Here is a 17204-nt window from a genome sequence, read left to right as displayed (position 1 = left end):
TCCACTTAGGAGGCCATCATGATCGTGATCACCGGCGCGACCGGGTCCATCGGCCGGGCCCTGGTCGCCCAGCTCGCCGGCCAGGACGTGCTCGCGGTGTCGCGGACGCCCGCCGACCTGGGCGTACCGCACGCCGTCGGCGACTTCACCCGGCCGGAGACGATCGGCCGGCTGCTGTCCCCCGGCGACCGGCTGTTCCTCAACAGCTCGCCGTTCCCCGGGTTCGCCGAGCGGCTCAAGGAGGTCGTCGACCTGGCCGCCGAGGCGGGCGTGGCGCAGATCGTCGAGGTCTCGGTACGCGACGCCGCCCCCGGCGCCGCGCTCAGCGCCGGGCCCCACGGCGAGGTCGACGAGCACCTGCGGGCCTCCGGCGTGCCGCACGCCGTGCTGCAGCCGACCGGGTTCATGCAGAACCTGCTCGGCGAGGTGCGCGGCGACCGCTTCCACGGCTCGTGGGGCACCGGCGGGATGAACTACATCGACGCCAGGGACATCGCCGCGGTGGCCGCCGCCCTGCTGACCCGGCCGGTGGGCGCGTCGGGCTCGTACCTGCTGACCGGGCCCGAGTCGCCCACCCACGAGGAGATCGCGGCGACGATGACCCGCGTGCTGGGGCGTCCGGTGTCCTACGTGGACCTGCCGGTCCCCGAGATGGCCGCACGGCTGGCCGGGCAGGGGATCCCTGAGCCGTTCGCCACCGAGCTGGCCGCCACGCAGGCGACGCTGAGCCGGACCGGCTGGGCGGAGATCACCACCACCGTCGAGGACGTCACCGGCCGCCCGCCCCGCCCCCTGGCCGCCTTCGTCGCCGACCACGCCGACGCCTTCCTTCCGGCGTCCTGACCGCCTGAACGAACCCTCAGGGCTCAGGACGGGTCGACCACCCGGATCCGGACGGCCCGGAACCGGGCGGGCGCGTCGCGCAGGACCGCGAGCCTCGGGTCGGGCACCACCAGGAACGGCTCGCTCTCCAGCGCGAACACCGGCGCGAGCCGCCGGTCGCCGCGCAGCGCGTCGACCGCCCGCCGGTCGCCGCCGAGCACCACCGCCTCCAGCTCGCCGAGCCGCGGCACGAGCACCCGCGCCGCCGTCTCCGCCGCGCTGTCGAACGCCTGGGCCGCCTGCTTCTGCCGCCTCCTGGCGAAGCGCTGCTGCGACCACCCGCCGGCCGCCGTACGGCCCTGCACCAGCCGGGAGCCGACCTTGGAGTCCAGCAGCTCGGCGCCGTGGAACACGCCGGCCGCGTACCCGCCGAGCCGGACCAGCAGCACGCCCACCCGCCGCGCGGCCTGCGCGTGCGCGACCAGCCTGGTCACGTGCGGCGGGCCGGGGGTCATCGGCGGGAACGGCACGTGCAGCTCGGCCAGCGCGCCGTCGGCGGCGGTCAGGCGGACCACGCGGTCGTCGCCGGCGGCCTCGAAGGGGCCGTGGCGGCCGGCGAACCCGTCGATCCAGGGATGCACGCGCTCGGGCGGCACCGTGACCCAGCGGCCGCCGCCTCTGGCCGGACGCGCGCTCATGCGGGAAGGGTAACCGAACGACATTCCCTTCACGAGAAGGGGGGAACTATAGCGGAAATGTCGGTGAACTTCGTTTCGGAGGGCTTCTGCCGAAACCGTGCCGGTCGGATCATCTGAACGTGTCCTCCCTGCTCACCAGCCCTGTAGTGGATCTCGACAACGGGGCCGTCATCGCGCAGCCCGCCGTCGTCGACCCGGCGGGCGTTCTCCGGGCGGCCCCGCTGCCCATGGTGCTGCCACTGCCCCTGCACGTGGTGCTCTCGGGCGCCGGGGCGCTGGCGCCGCTCCACGAGGCCCTGCGGCGGGCGGGCAGGCATCCTCGTGAGGCGATCCTGATGCTCACCGGAACGTGCCAGGAGCAGGACCGCCGCCTGCTGAAGGTCAGCCTCGACGGGCTGCGCACGATCGGCTACCTGCTGGGCTTCGCCGACGTGGGCGCGGGCGGCCCGGCGCTGGACGTCGTCACCGACTCCGCGCCGTACCTGCTGGCGCTGGACGAGGAGCTGGTGACCAGGTTGCCCGGCGACCACCGGGCGGCGGCGGTGGCGCGCGCGGTGGTGACGCTGGCCCGCGGGATCGGCGCGCACGTGCTGGCCCCTGGCGTCGAGCGCGAGGGGCAGGTGGCGGTGGCCCGCGGCCTGGGCGTGCGCCTGGCCCACGGCCCGCTGCTGGCGCCCGGCCCCGACGGCAAGATCCGGGTGCCGCTCCCGGTGGCCGACGAGTCGCCGGACACGCTGATGCTCGGCCCGCGCGTGCAGGAGCTGCTGGTCCCGGCGGTGACGCTGCCGGCCGGGGCCAAGGCGGAGGAGGTCGTGGCGGCGTTCGGGCACGAGCCCACGATCACCAGCGTGATCCTGGTGGACGAGTACCAGCGCCCCAAGGGCAGCCTCGACCGCAGCCGCTTCCTGCTGTCCTTCGCCGCCCGGTACGGGCACGCCCTGCACGGCGCCAAGCCCGCCCAGCGCCTGGCCGACCCGCCGCGCACGGTCCCGAGGACGACCCCGGCCATCGCCGCCATGCAGGCCGCCGGCCGGGACGCGGCCCGCATCTACGACGACCTGGTGGTCACCGACGAGCTCAACCGCTGCCTGGGCATCGTGCGGGTGTCGGACCTGATCCGCCAGATCGCCGCCATGCGCACCTGAGGTCCAGCCGGGCCCGGCCAGACCCAGCCCCGCCAGACCCAGCCCGGCCAGACCCAGCCCGGCCAGACCCAGCCCGGCTAGACCCAGCCCTGGGCCTTGGCCCGCCGCACGGCCTCGATGCGGTTGCGCGCGTGCGTCTTCTGGATGGCCGAGGACAGGTAGTTGCGCACCGTGCCCTCCGACAGGTGCAGGCGGCGGGCGATGTCCCCGATCGTGGAGCCGTCGGCGGCGGCGGCCAGCACGTCGCGCTCGCGCGCCGACAGCGGGTTGGGCCCCGCGCTCAGCGCCGCCGCGGCCAGCCCCGGGTCGATGACCCGCTCCCCCGCCTGCACCCGGCGGATGGCCGCCGCGAGATCCTTGGCCGGGCTGTCCTTGACCAGGAACGCCACCGCCCCCGCCTCCATCGCGGTGCGCAGGTAGCCGGGCCGCCCGAACGTGGTCAGGATCATCACCCGGCAGCCCGGCACCCGGGCGGCGATCTCGGCGGCGGCGGTCAGGCCGTCCTTGCCGGGCATCTCGATGTCGAGCAGCGCGATGTCGGGGGTCGCGGCGACCGCGACGGCGACGGCCTCGTTCCCGTCGGCGGCCTCGCCGACCACCTCGATGTCGGGCTCCAGGCCGAGCAGCGAGGCCAGCGCGCCGCGGATCATGCCCTGGTCCTCGGCCAGCATCACCCGGATCACGCGGCCGTCCCCACTCTGACCGGCACCAGCACCCGCAGCCGGAAGCCGCCCTTGGGCGCGCCGCCGGCCTCCATGGTGCCGCCCGCGCCCGTCACCCGTTCGCGCAGGCCGCTGAGCCCGCTGCCGGTGCCCTGCGGCTCGCCGCCGCGTCCGTCGTCCATGATCTCCAGGGTGGCGTGTTCGCCGTCGCACGTCACCTGGATCTCGCAACGGGCCGCCCGCGCGTGCCGTACGACGTTGGTGACGCCCTCGCGCACCGCCCAGCCGAACAGCCCGTCGAGCAGGTCGGGCAGCGGCGTGCCGGACACCCGCACCTCGGCCCGCACGCCCGCCGCGCGTAGCACCGAGCGGGCGCCGTCGATCTCCTCCGACAGGCTGCGCTGCCGGTAGCCGGTGACCGCCTCGCGCACCTCCACCAGCGCCTGCCTGGCCACGGACTCGATGTCGGCGATCTCCTGCCGCACCTGCGGCGACTCCTCGGCCAGCCGCCCGGCCAGCTCGCTCTTGAGCACGATCAGCGACAGGCTGTGGCCCAGCAGGTCGTGCAGGTCGCGGGCGATGCGCAGGCGCTCCTCCGTGGCCGCCAGCCTGGCCACCTCGCCCTGCGCCTCGTGCAGCCTCAGCGTCAGCACCCGGCTGTTGCGGATGCTGATGAACAACACGCCCAGCGTGACGACCTGCAGCCCCAGGACGACGACGCCGGCGAACTCGTCGCCGGTCAGCACCCCGGCCGCCACCACCACCGCCAGGTTCACGCCCACCCCGGCCAGCGCCCAGGCGGGCGGGAGGGTGAACCCGTAGAGCACGACCGTGTAGACCGGCAGCGTGAGCCAGGCGCCGCCGAAGGCGAACGCGCTGACCACCGCGATCGCCGCGGTCACGCCGAGCAGGGGGAAGGTGGCGCGCGAGCGCTCGTGGAAGCTCTTGGCGCTGATCACCGTGCCGGCGAAGCAGCCGATGAACGCGACCAGCGCCACGGCCCCCCAGATCGCCCGGGCGCCCGTGACGCCGCCCGCGACGATCTCAGCGATCGGGAAGACGAGGTAGACCATGCCGACGGACATCCCGAGCAGCCGCCGCCTGGGCGACGGCCGCCCGTCACCGAAGTGCAGCTTGTCGGCGAAACTCATGCCCGAACAGTAGCCCGGCGGTACAGGTAGGCGGCAGCCCCGCCCAGGACGACCGCCCATCCGCCGACCACCAGCACGTCGGTCAGCGCGACGCCGTTCCCGGCGACGATGCTCCAGCCGAGGCTCGCGTAGTGGTAGGAGGGCATGATGTCGGCCACGGTCCGCATGGTGTCGCCGAACACCTCGGGCGGGAACCACAGGCCGCCCGCGATGGCCAGGACGAACATGCAGATCATCGCGGCCGGCTGCGCGGCGTCGGCCGTCAGCAGCGACCCGATCGCCAGGCCCAGCGCGATGAACGGGATCGTCCCCAGCCACATGGCCAGCAGCAGCGGCACCCACCGGCCGACCGGCATCGACACGCCCTGCTGGACGATCCCGACGACGGACACCAGCAGCAGCGAGGGCAGCACGAGCAGCATGGCGGTGCCGAGCTTGGTGGCGATGATCATCCAGTTGGGCAGCGGGGTGATCTGGAGCTGGCGCAGCCAGCCGGACTGCCGTTCGGTCGCCCACGGCACCGCCGAGCTCATCATCGACGAGGCCAGCGCCCCGTAGGCAGCCATGGAGACCATCAGCACGACGCTGTAGCTCACCCCGGCGCCGTCGGTCTGCTTGCCGTAGATGTTGGCGTTGATCAGGTACAGCACGACCGGGAAGATGACCACGAAGATGATGTAGCGCCGGTTGCGCAGCATGCGCATCGCCTCGGTCTTGGCGTAGAACAGCATCAGGACTCCCTGGTGAGCGCGAGGAAGGCGTCTTCGAGGTCGGCGCCGGTGAGCTGGAGGCCCCTGACGTCGAGCTCGGTGCCCCGGAACAGGGCGGCCACGGTCGCGTCGGGGTCGGAGGTGTGCAGCGTGGCGGTGCCGGCGGCGACCTCGACGGCGGTGACGCCGGGCAGCCGGTCGAGCCCGGCCGCGGGCTGGTCGCCCAGCGTGAACCGGACGACCTGCCCGCCCACGCCGGCCTTGATCTCGGCGGCGGTGCCGTCGGCGGCCAGCCGGCCGCGGGCGATGACGATCACCCGGTCGGAGTGCTCGTCGGCCTCCTCCAGGTAGTGGGTGGCGAACAGCACGGTCCTGCCGCCGGCGGCGTAGTCGTGCATGCTGGCCCAGAACCGCAGCCTGGACTCCACGTCCATGGCCGCGGTCGGCTCGTCGAGCAGCAGGATCTTCGGCGCGCCCGCGATGGCCAGGGCGAACCTGACGCGCTGCGTCTGGCCGCCGGACAGCTTGTTCGCGCGCCGCTTGACCAGGTCCGACAGGTCGGCCAGCTTCAGGATCTCGGCCAGCGGCAGCGGGTCGGGGTAGAGCCGGCGGACGAGGTCGATGAGCTCCTTGACCGACAGCTCGGGGATGAGGGCGCCGTTCTGGAGCATCGCGCCCAGCTCGCCGGCGCGCACCGCGTGGTCGGGCGTGCGGCCGTGGATGGTGATCGTGCCGCTGGTGGGGCGGAGCAGGCCGAGCAGCATGTTGATCGAGGTGGACTTGCCCGCGCCGTTGGGCCCGAGCAGGGCCACGGTCTTGCCCGGCTCGATGGCGAGCGAGAGGTCGTCGACGGCAAGCACGTCCCCGTAGCGCTTGTTGACCTGGTCGAACACGATGGCGTTCATGTCAGCAAACGCTACGGGCGCGGCTTTTCCGCCGTTAGTGCGATCCTTCCGGGGTTGACGGTGACATTTGTCAGAGGCGGCAGGCGTAGATGTCGGTGACCAGGATGGCCCGCGCGCCGATGTCCCAGAGCTGGTCCATCACCTGCTGGTGGCCCTTGCGCCGGACCATGGCCCGGACGGCGACCCAGCCCTCGCGGTGGAGCGGCGAGACCGTGGGCCCCTCCATGCCGGGCGTGAGGGCGATGGCCTCCTCGATGCGCTCGGCGCGGATGTCGTAGTCCATCATCACGAAGTCGCGGGCGTGCACGACGCCCTGCAGGCGGCGGACGAGCTGGCCCATGCCCGGCGTCTCCGGCGCGCTCTGCCGCTTGATCAGCACGCCCTCCGAACGCATGATCGGCTCGCCGAACACCTCCAGGCCGACGTTGCGCAGCGTGGTGCCGGTCTCCACGACGTCGGCGACCGCGTCGGCCACGCCGAGCCGGATCGCGGTCTCGACGGCGCCGTCGAGCTTGATCACGCGGGCGTCGACGCCCTGGTCGGACAGGTACTTGTCGAGCAGCCCCGCGTAGGAGGTGGCGATGCGCTGCCCGTCGAGGTCGTTGACCGACGACATCGTGCCCGCCTTGGCGGCCAGGCGGAAGGTGGAGCCGCCGAAGCCGAGCGGCATGATCTCCTCGACCGGCGCGCCGGAGTCGATCAGCATGTCGCGGCCGGTGATGCCGAGGTCGAGGGTGCCCTCCCCGACGTAGACGGCGATGTCGCGGGGACGCAGGAAGAACAGCTCGCAGCCGTTGTCCTCGTCGACGACGACGAGCTCCTTGCTGTCCCTGCGGGACCGGTAGCCGGCCTCCTTGAGCATGTTCTGGGCGGCCTCGCTGAGCGCGCCCTTGTTCGGTACGGCCAGACGCAGCATGTTCGGGTCTTCTTCCTCACTCATGGTCGATGGGACGCCGGGGCGGGCGCGAGGCGCCCTAGAGATGCTTGTACACCTCGTCGAGCCCGATGCCCTTGGCGATCATGAGCACCTGCACGTGGTAGAGGAGCTGGGAGATCTCCTCCGCCGCCCTGTCGTTCGACTCGTGCTCGGCGGCCATCCAGCTCTCGGCGGCCTCCTCGACGACCTTCTTGCCGATGGCATGCACGCCGGCGTCGAGCGCGGCCACGGTGCCCGAGCCCGCGGGCCTGGTACGCGCCTTGTCTGACAGCTCGGCGAACAGCTCTTCGAAGGTCTTCATGGTCTCTCTCGTCGGTCGGTTGGCGTGCCTGACAAGCCTAGTCTGCGCGCGACGGTGACGCCGCCCGGAGTCCGCCACGCGAGACGGCCGCTTCCTGCCCGTCGTCCGGCCGCCGTTTGATCTCCGGAGGGCCGTTCTAGGCTGGTGGTCATGGACATCGCGACCGTGGGCAAGCTCTGGGACGCCGACCCGGGCTGGCTCAACACCCCTTCGTACGGCCTTCCGCCCCGCCCGGCCTTCGAGGAACTGCAGGCCGTGCTCACCGAGTGGCGGCACGGCAGCGGCGACTGGGCGCCCTGGGACGCCTCGGTCGGCCGGGCCCGCACGGCCTTCGCCCACCTGGTCGGCGCCGAGCCGGCCGACGTGACGGTCGGCTCGACGGTGTCGCAGATCATGTCCACGGTGGCGACCGCGCTGCCGCCGGGGGCGCGGGTGCTGGTGCCGGAGATCGAGTTCACCAGCAACCTGTTCCCGTGGGCGGTGGCGGCCGAGGTCGAGACCGTGCCCGCCGAGCGCCTGGCCGACGCCGTCACGAGCCGGACCGACGCCGTCGCCTTCAGCCTCGTGCAGTCGGCGACCGGCTACGTGACGCCGCTGCACGACGTCGTCGCCGCCGCCCGCGCCCACGACGCGCTGGTCATCGCCGACGGCTCCCAAGCGTGCGGGTGGCTGCCGGTGTCGGTGGCCGACGGCATCGACGTGCTGGCGTGCGCGGCCTACAAGTGGCTGATGGCGCCGCGCGGGGCCGCGTTCGGCTACCTGTCGCCCCGGGTGCGCTCCCTGATGCGGCCGCTGGCGGCCAACTGGTACGCCGGCGACGATCCGGGCGGCTCCTACTATGGGCCGCCGCTGCGGCTGGCCTCCGACGCCCGCGCCTTCGACCTGTCGCCGGCCTGGTTCTGCTACGTCGGCGCGGCGCCCGCGCTCGAACTGCTCAACGAGATCGGCGCCCAGCGCGTCCACGAGCACGACGTCGGGCTGGCCAACCGGTTCAGGGCCGGGCTGGGGCTGGAACCGTCCGACTCGGCGATCGTGTCGGTGGAGGCGCCGGGCGAGCGGCTGGCGGCGGCCGGCATCCGCGCCGCGGTGCGCGCCGGCCGGGTCCGCGCGGGCTTCCACGTTTACAACACCGTCGACGACGTCGACCGCGCTCTCGACGTCCTGACCTCGTAGCTCGCCCGGGAACGACGAAGCCCGCCGCCCCTCCCCTGCGGGAGGCGCGACGGGCAGTCGGTCGTTCAGCCGGCGTCAGCGCTCGAAGCGGCGGCCGCCGTTGTTGCGGCGGAACCCGCCGTTGCCGCGCTCCTCGGAACGGAAGCCGCCGCCGGAGCGGAAGCCGTCGCGGGGGGCGCGCTCGTCGGAGCGGGCGGGCCGGTCACGGTCGCCCGAGAACGGGCGGCCACGGTCGGCGCCGAAGCGGCCGCGGTCGTCGGAGCGGAAACCGCCGCCGCCGCGCTGGCCGTCACGGTACCCGCCGCCACGGGGCGCCTCGGACCGGTAGCCGCGGTCGTCCTGGCGGAACGCCGGGCGGTCGTCGGAACGGAAACCACGGTCGTCCTGACGGGCAGGACGGTCGTCGGAACGGAAACCACCGCGGTCGTCCTGACGGGCGGGACGGTCGTCGGAGCGGAAACCACCGCGCGGCCGGTCGCCACGCCTGCGGTCGTCGCCGAACGTGCGCGCCTCGGCCGGACGCTGCCCGCCGCCGAACGGCCGCTCGCCCTCGGCGTGCCGGCGCGGACGACGGTCCTCACCGGACTCCTCGTGACGGCGCGGACGACGGTCGTCGCCGCCGGCGAAGGTGCCGTCCTCGTGCCGGCGCGGACGGCGCTCGCCGTCGAACTCGCGGCGCGGACGACGCCCGCCCCGGCGCTCGGCGCCGCCGTGACCGCCCTCACGGCGCGGGCGCAGCGGCTTGCGGACGTCGGGCTCCCACACGGGGATGGCCTCGCCGCTCGGCGTCCGGGCCCCGGCCACCTCGGCCAGCCGGGGGTGCCCCGGGGTGGCCTTGAGCCGGAACGGGTGGATGCCGGCGCGCCTGGTCAGGGCGTCGGTCGAGCGGCGCTCGTTGGGCAGCACCAGGGTGACGACGGTGCCCTTCTCGCCCGCGCGGGCGGTACGGCCGCCGCGGTGCAGGTAGCTCTTGTGGTCCTGCGGCGGGTCGACGTGCAGCACCAGGCTGATGTTGTCGACGTGGATGCCGCGGGCCGCGACGTCGGTGCAGACCAGCACGTTGATCGAGCCCTCGCGGAACTCGGCCAGGATGCGGGTGCGCTGGTTCTGGCGCTTGCCGCCGTGCAGGCCGCCGGCCTTGATGCCGACCCGGGCGAGCTGCTTGCACAGCCGGTCGACGCCGTGCTGGGTGCGGACGAAGATGATCGTACGGCCCTCGCGGTTGGCGATCTCGGCCGTGACGTCGAACTTGTCGTCCCGGGTGACCTGCATCACGTGGTGCTCCATGGTGTCGACCGGCGAGGTCGCCGGGGCCACGGAGTGGGTGATCGGGTCCTTGAGGAAGCGGCGCACCAGCTTGTCGACGTCGCCGTCGAGGGTGGCCGAGAACAGCAGACGCTGCCCGTCGGTCGGGGTCTGGGCCAGCAGCTCGGTGACGACGGGGAAGAAGCCGAGGTCGCACATGTGGTCGGCCTCGTCGAGGACGGAGACCTCGACCTGCGCCAGCGAGCACTCGCCCTGCCGGATCAGGTCGCCCAGGCGGCCCGGGGTGGCGATCACGATGTCGACGCCGCGGCGCAGTGCCTCGATCTGCTTGCCCATGGACATGCCGCCCACGACGACCTTCATCCGCAGCCCGAGGCCGCGGCCGAGCGGTTCGAGCGCGTCATGCACCTGAAGGGCCAGCTCACGGGTGGGCACAAGGATCATCGCGCGCGGGTGGCCGGCGGCGGGCCGCACCCCCGCGATGCGAGCCATGGTCGGCAAACCGAAGGCCAGGGTCTTGCCCGAGCCGGTCTGGCCACGGCCCAGGACGTCATGGCCGGCGAGCACGTCGGGGATCGTCGCACTCTGGATGGGGAACGGGCTGTCGATGCCCTGCTTGGCCAGACCGCTGATGAGCGGCTTGGGAAGGCCGAGCAGTTCGAACTCCGACGGGCCCGTCTCGGGGGCGGTCTCGTCGAACGCGGGCATGACAGCGTCAAGCATGGTCACGAAATTCGTGCCTTTCAGTCGAAGTGGCGCGTCACTTCTGCGAAAGGACGAGCCGGGACATACGGCCTGATGCCGTACACGTTGCATTTACGCCCGCCATCGAGGCGGGACTTCACAGGGGGGATACACCGGGGCACCGGCCGCAGGCGGCGCGATGACGCGAGATGAGGCGTCTGGTGTATACCTGGTGCCAACGCCGGGGATGGTATCGGATATTCCCTGGCTGGGTACGGACCTTCCGAAACCCCTCCTTGGCACACTGAAACGGCTGACGCCCACCGCCAGCCGTTACAGCTAGAAAGATCAGACGTTGAAGCCTAGCATACGGAGCTGCTCACGCCCCTCGTCAGTGATTTTGTCCGGGCCCCACGGCGGCAGCCAGACCCAGTTGATCTTCACGTCGGAGACCATGCCCTCCAGGGCGGAGTGGGCCTGGTCCTCGATGACGTCGGTCAGCGGGCAGGCCGCGCTGGTCAGCGTCATGTCGATGGTGGCCACGGGCTGACCGGCGTCGGACGGGTCGAGGTTGAGCCCGTAGATCAGCCCCAGGTCGACGACGTTGATGCCGAGCTCGGGGTCGACGACGTCTTTGAGCGCCTCCATGACCTCCTCGACGGTGGTGTCACCGTCGAAGCCGGTCGGAGTCTCCACAGGCTTGCTCATTGGGCACTCCTCACCACAGCGTCCTTGTAGGCCATCCACGACAGCAGCGCGCACTTGACGCGGGCCGGGAACTTGGCCACGCCCGCGAACGCCACCGCGTCCCCGAGCACCTCCTCGTCGGCCTCGACCTGCCCCCGGCCCTGCATGAGCCGGGTGAACTCGTCGACCACCGACAGCGACTCCTCGACCGTCGAGCCGGTGGCCAGCTCGTGCAGCACGGAGGCGGCCGCCTGGCTGATCGAGCAGCCCTGGCCGTCGTAGGAGACGTCTTCGATTTTACCGGCGTCGCCCACCCTGACCCGCAGCGTGATCTCGTCGCCGCACGTCGGGTTCACGTGGTGAACCTCGGCGTCGTACGGCTCGCGCAGCCCCCGCCCCTGCGGGTGCTTGTAGTGTTCCAGGATCAGCTCCTGGTACATCGACTCGCCGATCATGGCTATGCGAACACCTTCTGAACGTGATGGAGGCCGCGCACCAGGGCGTCGATCTCGCCCGTGGTGTTGTACAGGTAGAACGACGCCCGCGTGGTCGCCGGTATTCCGAACCGCAGGTGCAGCGGGCGCGCGCAGTGGTGCCCGACGCGGACGGCGACCCCGAACTGGTCGTCCAGGATCTGCCCCACATCGTGGGGGTGTATGCCTTCCAGCGTGAACGACAGCGTGCTGCCGCGCTGGTCGAGGGAGTCGGGCCCGATCAGCCGCAGCGACGGCACCTCGCGCAGGGCGTCGAGGGCGTAGGCCGTCAGCGAGCGCTCGTGCGCCTCGATGGCGTCCATGCCGACCGCGGTGAGGTAGTCGACCGCCGCGCCGAGGCCGATGGCCTCGACGATGGGCGGCGTGCCGGCCTCGAACTTGTGCGGGATCGGCGCGTACGTCGAGCGGTCCATCCAGACCGCCTCGATCATCTCGCCGCCGCCCAGGAACGGCGGCATGGCCTCCAGCAGCTCGGTACGGCCCCACAGCACGCCGATGCCCGAAGGGCCGACCATCTTGTGACCGGTGAAGGCCACGAAGTCGGCGCCCAGCGCGGCCATGTCCACCGGGTGGTGCGGCACGGACTGCGAGGCGTCGAGCATGATCAGCGCGCCGACCTCGTGCGCCCGCGCGGCCACCGCGGTGACCGGGTTGACCGTGCCGAGCACGTTCGACTGGTGGGCGATCGAGACGATCTTCGTGCGCTCGGTGACGACGGCCGGGTCGAAGTCGAGCCGCCCGTCGTCGGTGACGCCGAACCACTTCAGCGTGGCGCCGGTGCGCTGCGCGAGCATCTGCCACGGCACGATGTTGGAGTGGTGCTCCATCTCGGAGATGACGATCTCGTCGCCGGGGCCGAGGGTGAAGCGCGGGTCGGTGCCCGCGGGGTTGCCGAAGGAGTAGGCCACGAGGTTGAGGGCCTCGGAGGCGTTCTTGGTGAAGATCACCTCGTCGCGCGAGCCCGCCCCGACGAACGCCGCCACCTTGTCGCGCGCGCTCTCGTACGCCTCGGTCGACTCCGCGCCGAGCACGTGCATGGCCCGCCCGACGTTGCTGTAGTGCAGCGCCAGGTGGTCGCGCATGGTGTCGATGACCTGGTTGGGCTTCTGCGAGGAGTTGCCCGAGTCGAGGTAGACGAGCGGGCGCCCGTCGGGCAGCTCGCGGGAGAAGACCGGGAAGTCCTTCCTGATCTTCTCCACGTCCAAGCTGGTGGAAGTCATGCAGATGCCTTCGTGTACTGCTCGTAGCCCTCGGCCTCGAGCTTGTCGGCCAGCTCCGGCCCGCCCTCCTCGACGATCCGGCCGCCGGCGAAGACGTGCACGAAGTCGGGCTTCACGTAGCGCAGGATGCGGGTGTAGTGGGTGATCAGCAGCACGCCGGTCTCACCCGTGGAGCGGAAGCGGTTGATGCCCTCGGAGACCACCCGCAGCGCGTCGACGTCGAGGCCGGAGTCGGTCTCGTCGAGCACGGCGATCTTCGGCTTGAGCAGCTCCAGCTGGAGGATCTCGTGGCGCTTCTTCTCACCGCCGGAGAAGCCCTCGTTGAGGTTGCGCTGGGCGAAGGCGGCGTCGATGGACAGCGCGTCCATGCCGGCCTTGAGGTCCTTGGCGAACTCGCGCAGCTTGGGCGCCTCGCCGCGGACCGAGGTGACGGCCGAGCGCAGGAAGTTCGACACCGACACGCCGGGGACCTCGACCGGGTACTGCATGGCGAGGAACAGGCCGGCGCGGGCGCGCTCGTCGACCGACAGCTCCAGCAGGTCGACGCCGTCGAGCAGCACCTGGCCGCCGGTGATCGTGTACTTGGGGTGACCGGCGATCGCGTAGGCGAGGGTGGACTTGCCCGAGCCGTTGGGGCCCATGATGGCGTGCGTCTCGCCGGACTTCACCGTCAGGTTGACGCCGCGCAGGATTTCCTTGTCCTCGACGGCGACCTTGAGGTCACGGATCTCTAGGGTGGACACGTTTATGACTCCTTCGAGAGCGAGACGAGGACGTCGTCGCCGTCGATCTTGACTGTGTAGACGTTCACGGGCTTGGTGGCGGGCGGGCCGGTGGGCTTGCCGGAGCGCACGTCGAAGCACGAGCCGTGCAGCCAGCACTCCAGCGTGCCGTCGTAGACCTCGCCCTCGCTGAGCTTCACCTCGGCGTGCGAGCAGACGTCGTGCAGGGCGAAGACGTCGGCGCCCTTGCGCACCAGCGCCACCGGGGTCTCCCCGACCTCGACGCCGATGACGCCGCCGTCGGGGATGTCGGCGACCTGGCAGACCTTCTCGAAACTCATCGCGCGAGCTCCGCCTCCACCGCGGCCAGCACGCGGTCGCGGATCTCCTCGATCTGGATCTTCTCGATGAGCTGGCCGAGGAAGCCCCTGATGACCAGGCGGCGGGCCTCGTCGTAGGGGATGCCGCGGGCCTGGAGGTAGAAGATGTGCTCGTCGTCGAGGCGGCCCGAGGCCGAGGCGTGCCCGGCTCCGGCGACCTCGCCGGTGAGGATCTCCAGGTTGGGGACCGAGTCGGCGCGGGCGCCGTCGGTGAGGATGAGGTTGCGGTTGAGCTCGTAGGTGTCGGTGCCCTCGGCCTCGACCCTGATGATCACGTCGCCGATCCAGACGGCGTGCGCGTCCTGCCCCTGCAGCGCGCCGCGGTAGTCGACGTTGCTCTTGCAGTTGGGCTGGGAGTGGTCGACCAGGAGGCGGTGCTCCAGGTGCTGGCCGGCGTCGACGAAGTAGACGCCGGACATGTCGGCGTCGCCGCCGGGCGCGGTGTAGGCCACGCTGGGCGAGAGCCGGACCAGGTCGCCGCCGAGGGTCACCACGAAGCTGCGGAAGGTCGCGTCCTTGGCGAGCTGGGCGTGGTGGTGGGAGACGTGCACGGCGTCGTCGTCCCAGTCCTGGAGGCTGACGACCTTGAGGTTGGCGCCGTCGCCGACGACGAACTCGATGTTGTCGGCGTAGACGGCGCTGCCCTTGTGGTCGAGCACGACCACGGCCTCGGCCATCGGCTCCACCTTGACCACGATGTGGCCGTAGGCGGCGCCGTCGCCCTCACCGGTCAGGGTGAGCACGGTCGGCTTCGACGTGACGGCCTCGCGCGGCACCGTGATCACGGTCGCCTTCTCGAAGCTGTTCCACGCCTGCGCGCTGACCCGGTCGGTGGGCGTGAACGCCTTGCCGACGCGGGCGTCGTCGCGCCCGACCGTCTCGACGACGACCTCGGGCGCGGCCTCGACGTCGAGGCGCACGTGCCCCACGGGGTCGGCCTTGCCGTTGTGCAGGCCCTTCAGGCGGGACAGCGGCGTGAAGCGCCACGACTCCTCGCGCCCGGTCGGGACCTCGAAGTCGCCCAGGTCGTAGGACGCCTTCTCGTGCAGGGTCGACAGGGGCTTCTCGTTCAGGCCCATCAGCCGACGGCTCCTTCCATCTGCAGCTCGATCAGCCGGTTGAGCTCGAGCGCGTATTCCATGGGCAGCTCGCGGGCGATCGGCTCGACGAAGCCGCGCACGATCATCGCCATGGCCTCGTCCTCGCCGAGCCCGCGGCTCATGAGGTAGAAGAGCTGGTCCTCGCTGACCTTGGAGACCGTGGCCTCGTGGCCCATCGAGACGTCGTCCTCGCGCACGTCGACGTACGGGTAGGTGTCGGAGCGGCTGATCTGGTCGACCAGGAGCGCGTCGCACTTGACGGTGCTGGCGCTGCCGTGGGCGCCCTCCTCGATCTGCACGAGACCGCGGTAGGAGGTGCGGCCGCCGCCGCGCGCCACCGACTTGGAGATGACGCTGGAGCTGGTGTTGGGCGCCAGGTGCACCATCTTGGAGCCGGCGTCCTGGTGCTGGCCCTCGCCGGCGAAGGCGACGCTCAGCGTCTCGCCCTTGGCGTGCTCGCCCATCAGGTAGACGGCCGGGTACTTCATCGTGACCTTGGAGCCGATGTTGCCGTCGATCCACTCCATGGTCGCGCCCTCGTAGGCGACGGCGCGCTTGGTGACCAGGTTGTAGACGTTGTTCGACCAGTTCTGGATGGTCGTGTAACGGCAGCGGGCGTTCTTCTTCACGATGATCTCGACGACCGCGCTGTGCAGCGAGTCGGAGGAGTAGATCGGCGCGGTGCAGCCCTCGACGTAGTGGACGTAGGAGTTCTCGTCCACGACGATCAGGGTCCGCTCGAACTGGCCCATGTTCTCGGTGTTGATCCGGAAGTAGGCCTGCAGCGGGATCTCGACCTCGACGTTCGGCGGCACGTAGATGAACGAGCCACCGGACCACACGGCGGTGTTGAGCGCGGCGAACTTGTTGTCGCCGACCGGGATCACCGAGCCGAAGTACTCCTTGAAGAGCTCCTCGTGCTCCTTCAGGCCCGTGTCGGTGTCGACGAAGATGACGCCCTTCTCCTCAAGGTCCTCACGGATCTTGTGGTAGACGACCTCCGACTCGTACTGGGCCGCGACGCCGGCGATGAGGCGCTGCTTCTCCGCCTCGGGGATGCCGAGCTTGTCGTAGGTGTTCTTGATGTCGGCGGGCAGCTCGTCCCAGGAAGCGGCCTGCTTCTCGGTCGAGCGCACGAAGTACTTGATGTTGTCGAAGTCGATGCCGGTGAGGTCGGAGCCCCAGGTGGGCAGCGGCTTCTTGGCGAACAGGCGGAGGCCCTTCAGGCGAAGGTCGAGCATCCACTCCGGCTCGTTCTTGAGCGCGGAGATGTTGCGGACGACCTCCTCGGACAGGCCACGCTTGGCCGCCGCGCCCGCGGCATCCGGGTCGGCCCAGCCGAACTTGTAATTCCCGAGGCCTTCCAGCTCCGGGCGGTCGGTGACAGTCACCTTCCGGTCTCCTTGCTCTTGTCTCTGTGTGCGGATTCAGCCAGCGACTTGGGGCTCACGTGGGTCGTGCAGACCCCGTCGCCGTGCGCGATCGTGGCCAGGCGCTGCACCGGGGTGCCGAGCAGTTGCGCGAACGCCTCCGTCTCGGCCTCGCAGAGCTGCGGGAACTCCGCGGCCGCGTGAGCCACCGGGCAGTGGTGCTGGCAGAGCTGGTCGCCGCCCGACTTGGCCTTGCTGGCCGAGGCGGCGTACCCCTCTGCCGACAGCGCCTGCGCCAGCACCTGTACGCGCTGGTCCGCCGGCACCGTCCGCATGACCGGCTCCAGCCGCGTCAGCAGGCTCGACACCTGCGAGCGGGCGAAGTCGGTCACGGCTTCTCGCCCCATGCGCTCGGCCAGGAAGCGGAGTGCGCTCCCGGCGAGGTCGTCATAGGCGTGCTCGAAAGCACTGCGCCCCGCGTCGGTGATGGCGAACAGCTTGGCGGGCCGTCCGCGCCCGCGCTGACCGCGCGGCCTGACCGTGCGAGGCTCTATCATTCCCTCGGCCAGCAACGCGTCGAGGTGCCTGCGCACCGCGGCGGGCGTCAGCCCCAGCCGCTCGCCGAGCGAGGCGGCCGTCACGGGACCATGCTCAAGGATCAGCCTGGCGACGCGCGCGCGGGTGCTGCGCTCGCTACCGGGCTCGATCGTGGGCATGTTTTTCACAACATCAGTGTGCCGTAATTCCTTCCCGCTGCACAAACGAATCGGAGCAGGC

General features: G+C 71.4%; 19 protein-coding genes. 3 read left to right on the top strand and 16 right to left on the bottom strand.

Annotated features, from left to right (window positions below):
• The first annotated feature begins 18 nt into the window (after positions 1–18).
• Positions 19–843 carry an NAD(P)H-binding protein gene (locus tag ACFYUV_RS43495; protein ID WP_387680019.1) on the top strand — a complete coding sequence of 275 codons (825 nt, stop codon included), beginning with the start codon at positions 19–21 and terminating at the stop codon, positions 841–843.
• 23 nt (positions 844–866) lie between these two features.
• Here ACFYUV_RS43495 and ACFYUV_RS43490 read toward each other — a convergent pair whose 3' ends face one another.
• The gene (locus ACFYUV_RS43490; protein ID WP_358300097.1) at positions 867–1520 is read right to left on the bottom strand and encodes an acVLRF1 family peptidyl-tRNA hydrolase; all 654 of its coding nucleotides are present in this window, start codon (positions 1518–1520) and stop codon (positions 867–869) included.
• 119 nt (positions 1521–1639) lie between these two features.
• Between ACFYUV_RS43490 and ACFYUV_RS43485 the strand changes: the two genes are divergently transcribed.
• The gene (locus ACFYUV_RS43485; protein WP_358300100.1) at positions 1640–2665 is read left to right on the top strand and encodes an EAL domain-containing protein; all 1026 of its coding nucleotides are present in this window, start codon (positions 1640–1642) and stop codon (positions 2663–2665) included.
• 77 nt (positions 2666–2742) lie between these two features.
• Here ACFYUV_RS43485 and ACFYUV_RS43480 read toward each other — a convergent pair whose 3' ends face one another.
• The 6 genes from ACFYUV_RS43480 to ACFYUV_RS43455 form a co-directional block, all read right to left on the bottom strand.
• Positions 2743–3348: a response regulator transcription factor gene (locus ACFYUV_RS43480; RefSeq protein WP_358300103.1), complete on the bottom strand. Its 606-nt coding sequence runs from the start codon at positions 3346–3348 to the stop codon at positions 2743–2745.
• A complete protein-coding gene (locus ACFYUV_RS43475; protein ID WP_387680014.1) occupies positions 3345–4478 on the bottom strand; it encodes a sensor histidine kinase in 1134 nt (377 codons plus the stop codon). The genes ACFYUV_RS43480 and ACFYUV_RS43475 overlap by 4 nt, the downstream gene beginning before the upstream one ends.
• Positions 4475–5209: an ABC transporter permease gene (locus ACFYUV_RS43470; protein WP_387680011.1), complete on the bottom strand. Its 735-nt coding sequence runs from the start codon at positions 5207–5209 to the stop codon at positions 4475–4477. The genes ACFYUV_RS43475 and ACFYUV_RS43470 overlap by 4 nt, the downstream gene beginning before the upstream one ends.
• On the bottom strand, positions 5209–6093 hold the full coding sequence (locus tag ACFYUV_RS43465; RefSeq protein WP_387680009.1) for an ABC transporter ATP-binding protein: 885 nt from the start codon (positions 6091–6093) through the stop codon (positions 5209–5211). The genes ACFYUV_RS43470 and ACFYUV_RS43465 overlap by 1 nt, the downstream gene beginning before the upstream one ends.
• Before the next feature lie 70 nt (positions 6094–6163).
• Positions 6164–7009, bottom strand: coding sequence for an ATP phosphoribosyltransferase (gene hisG / locus ACFYUV_RS43460; RefSeq protein ID WP_387680356.1), 846 nt, complete (start codon positions 7007–7009; stop codon positions 6164–6166).
• A gap of 58 nt (positions 7010–7067) precedes the next feature.
• Positions 7068–7331, bottom strand: a complete 264-nt coding sequence (locus ACFYUV_RS43455; protein WP_189652386.1) for a phosphoribosyl-ATP diphosphatase — start codon at positions 7329–7331, stop codon at positions 7068–7070.
• A 150-nt stretch (positions 7332–7481) separates the two neighbouring features.
• Between ACFYUV_RS43455 and ACFYUV_RS43450 the strand changes: the two genes are divergently transcribed.
• Complete coding sequence (locus ACFYUV_RS43450; protein WP_387680006.1) at positions 7482–8504, top strand: aminotransferase class V-fold PLP-dependent enzyme; 1023 nt, start codon at positions 7482–7484, stop codon at positions 8502–8504.
• Between the two features lie 75 nt (positions 8505–8579).
• On the opposite strand, the gene ACFYUV_RS43445 is transcribed toward ACFYUV_RS43450, so the two are convergent.
• From ACFYUV_RS43445 to ACFYUV_RS43405, 9 genes are all read right to left on the bottom strand, one after another.
• On the bottom strand, positions 8580–10493 hold the full coding sequence (locus tag ACFYUV_RS43445; RefSeq protein WP_387680003.1) for a DEAD/DEAH box helicase: 1914 nt from the start codon (positions 10491–10493) through the stop codon (positions 8580–8582).
• Positions 10494–10802: 309 nt separating this feature from the next.
• Entirely contained in the window at positions 10803–11162 is a 360-nt protein-coding gene (locus ACFYUV_RS43440; protein WP_352325530.1) for a metal-sulfur cluster assembly factor, read from the bottom strand.
• Entirely contained in the window at positions 11159–11596 is a 438-nt protein-coding gene (gene sufU / locus ACFYUV_RS43435; RefSeq protein ID WP_352325531.1) for a Fe-S cluster assembly sulfur transfer protein SufU, read from the bottom strand. Before sufU ends, ACFYUV_RS43440 begins: the two co-directional genes overlap by 4 nt.
• A 2-nt stretch (positions 11597–11598) precedes the next feature.
• Positions 11599–12855 (bottom strand): cysteine desulfurase, encoded by a 1257-nt coding sequence (locus tag ACFYUV_RS43430; protein WP_352364375.1) that lies wholly within the window; start codon positions 12853–12855, stop codon positions 11599–11601.
• Positions 12852–13598 carry a Fe-S cluster assembly ATPase SufC gene (sufC, locus tag ACFYUV_RS43425; protein ID WP_352325533.1) on the bottom strand — a complete coding sequence of 249 codons (747 nt, stop codon included), beginning with the start codon at positions 13596–13598 and terminating at the stop codon, positions 12852–12854. The genes ACFYUV_RS43430 and sufC overlap by 4 nt, the downstream gene beginning before the upstream one ends.
• A gap of 2 nt (positions 13599–13600) precedes the next feature.
• On the bottom strand, positions 13601–13918 hold the full coding sequence (locus tag ACFYUV_RS43420) for a non-heme iron oxygenase ferredoxin subunit (RefSeq protein WP_352325535.1): 318 nt from the start codon (positions 13916–13918) through the stop codon (positions 13601–13603).
• Complete coding sequence (gene sufD / locus ACFYUV_RS43415; protein WP_358300127.1) at positions 13915–15036, bottom strand: Fe-S cluster assembly protein SufD; 1122 nt, start codon at positions 15034–15036, stop codon at positions 13915–13917. Before sufD ends, ACFYUV_RS43420 begins: the two co-directional genes overlap by 4 nt.
• Positions 15036–16448, bottom strand: a complete 1413-nt coding sequence (gene sufB, locus ACFYUV_RS43410; protein ID WP_352364380.1) for a Fe-S cluster assembly protein SufB — start codon at positions 16446–16448, stop codon at positions 15036–15038. Before sufB ends, sufD begins: the two co-directional genes overlap by 1 nt.
• Positions 16445–17143 carry a metalloregulator ArsR/SmtB family transcription factor gene (locus tag ACFYUV_RS43405; RefSeq protein WP_352328768.1) on the bottom strand — a complete coding sequence of 233 codons (699 nt, stop codon included), beginning with the start codon at positions 17141–17143 and terminating at the stop codon, positions 16445–16447. The genes sufB and ACFYUV_RS43405 overlap by 4 nt, the downstream gene beginning before the upstream one ends.
• Positions 17144–17204 lie beyond the last annotated feature (61 nt).

Origin of the sequence: Nonomuraea sp. NPDC003560 (assembly GCF_042878785.1) — a bacterium.
Taxonomy (GTDB): Bacteria; Actinomycetota; Actinomycetes; order Streptosporangiales; family Streptosporangiaceae; genus Nonomuraea.
Note: the sequence above shows the minus strand (reverse complement) of the source record. Positions and strands in the feature narration are given on the sequence as shown.

Coding starts and splice junctions, on each gene's coding strand:
- sufU (WP_352325531.1), bottom strand. CDS start 11,596: ATGATCGGCGAGTCGATGTACCAGGAGCTGATCCTGGAACACTACAAG.
- ACFYUV_RS43495 (WP_387680019.1), top strand. CDS start 19: ATGATCGTGATCACCGGCGCGACCGGGTCCATCGGCCGGGCCCTGGTC.
- ACFYUV_RS43465 (WP_387680009.1), bottom strand. CDS start 6,093: ATGAACGCCATCGTGTTCGACCAGGTCAACAAGCGCTACGGGGACGTG.
- ACFYUV_RS43455 (WP_189652386.1), bottom strand. CDS start 7,331: ATGAAGACCTTCGAAGAGCTGTTCGCCGAGCTGTCAGACAAGGCGCGT.
- ACFYUV_RS43490 (WP_358300097.1), bottom strand. CDS start 1,520: ATGAGCGCGCGTCCGGCCAGAGGCGGCGGCCGCTGGGTCACGGTGCCG.
- ACFYUV_RS43420 (WP_352325535.1), bottom strand. CDS start 13,918: ATGAGTTTCGAGAAGGTCTGCCAGGTCGCCGACATCCCCGACGGCGGC.
- ACFYUV_RS43470 (WP_387680011.1), bottom strand. CDS start 5,209: ATGCTGTTCTACGCCAAGACCGAGGCGATGCGCATGCTGCGCAACCGG.
- hisG (WP_387680356.1), bottom strand. CDS start 7,009: ATGCTGCGTCTGGCCGTACCGAACAAGGGCGCGCTCAGCGAGGCCGCC.
- ACFYUV_RS43445 (WP_387680003.1), bottom strand. CDS start 10,493: ATGCTTGACGCTGTCATGCCCGCGTTCGACGAGACCGCCCCCGAGACG.
- ACFYUV_RS43475 (WP_387680014.1), bottom strand. CDS start 4,478: ATGAGTTTCGCCGACAAGCTGCACTTCGGTGACGGGCGGCCGTCGCCC.
- ACFYUV_RS43405 (WP_352328768.1), bottom strand. CDS start 17,143: ATGCCCACGATCGAGCCCGGTAGCGAGCGCAGCACCCGCGCGCGCGTC.
- sufD (WP_358300127.1), bottom strand. CDS start 15,036: ATGGGCCTGAACGAGAAGCCCCTGTCGACCCTGCACGAGAAGGCGTCC.
- ACFYUV_RS43430 (WP_352364375.1), bottom strand. CDS start 12,855: ATGACTTCCACCAGCTTGGACGTGGAGAAGATCAGGAAGGACTTCCCG.
- ACFYUV_RS43440 (WP_352325530.1), bottom strand. CDS start 11,162: ATGAGCAAGCCTGTGGAGACTCCGACCGGCTTCGACGGTGACACCACC.
- ACFYUV_RS43450 (WP_387680006.1), top strand. CDS start 7,482: ATGGACATCGCGACCGTGGGCAAGCTCTGGGACGCCGACCCGGGCTGG.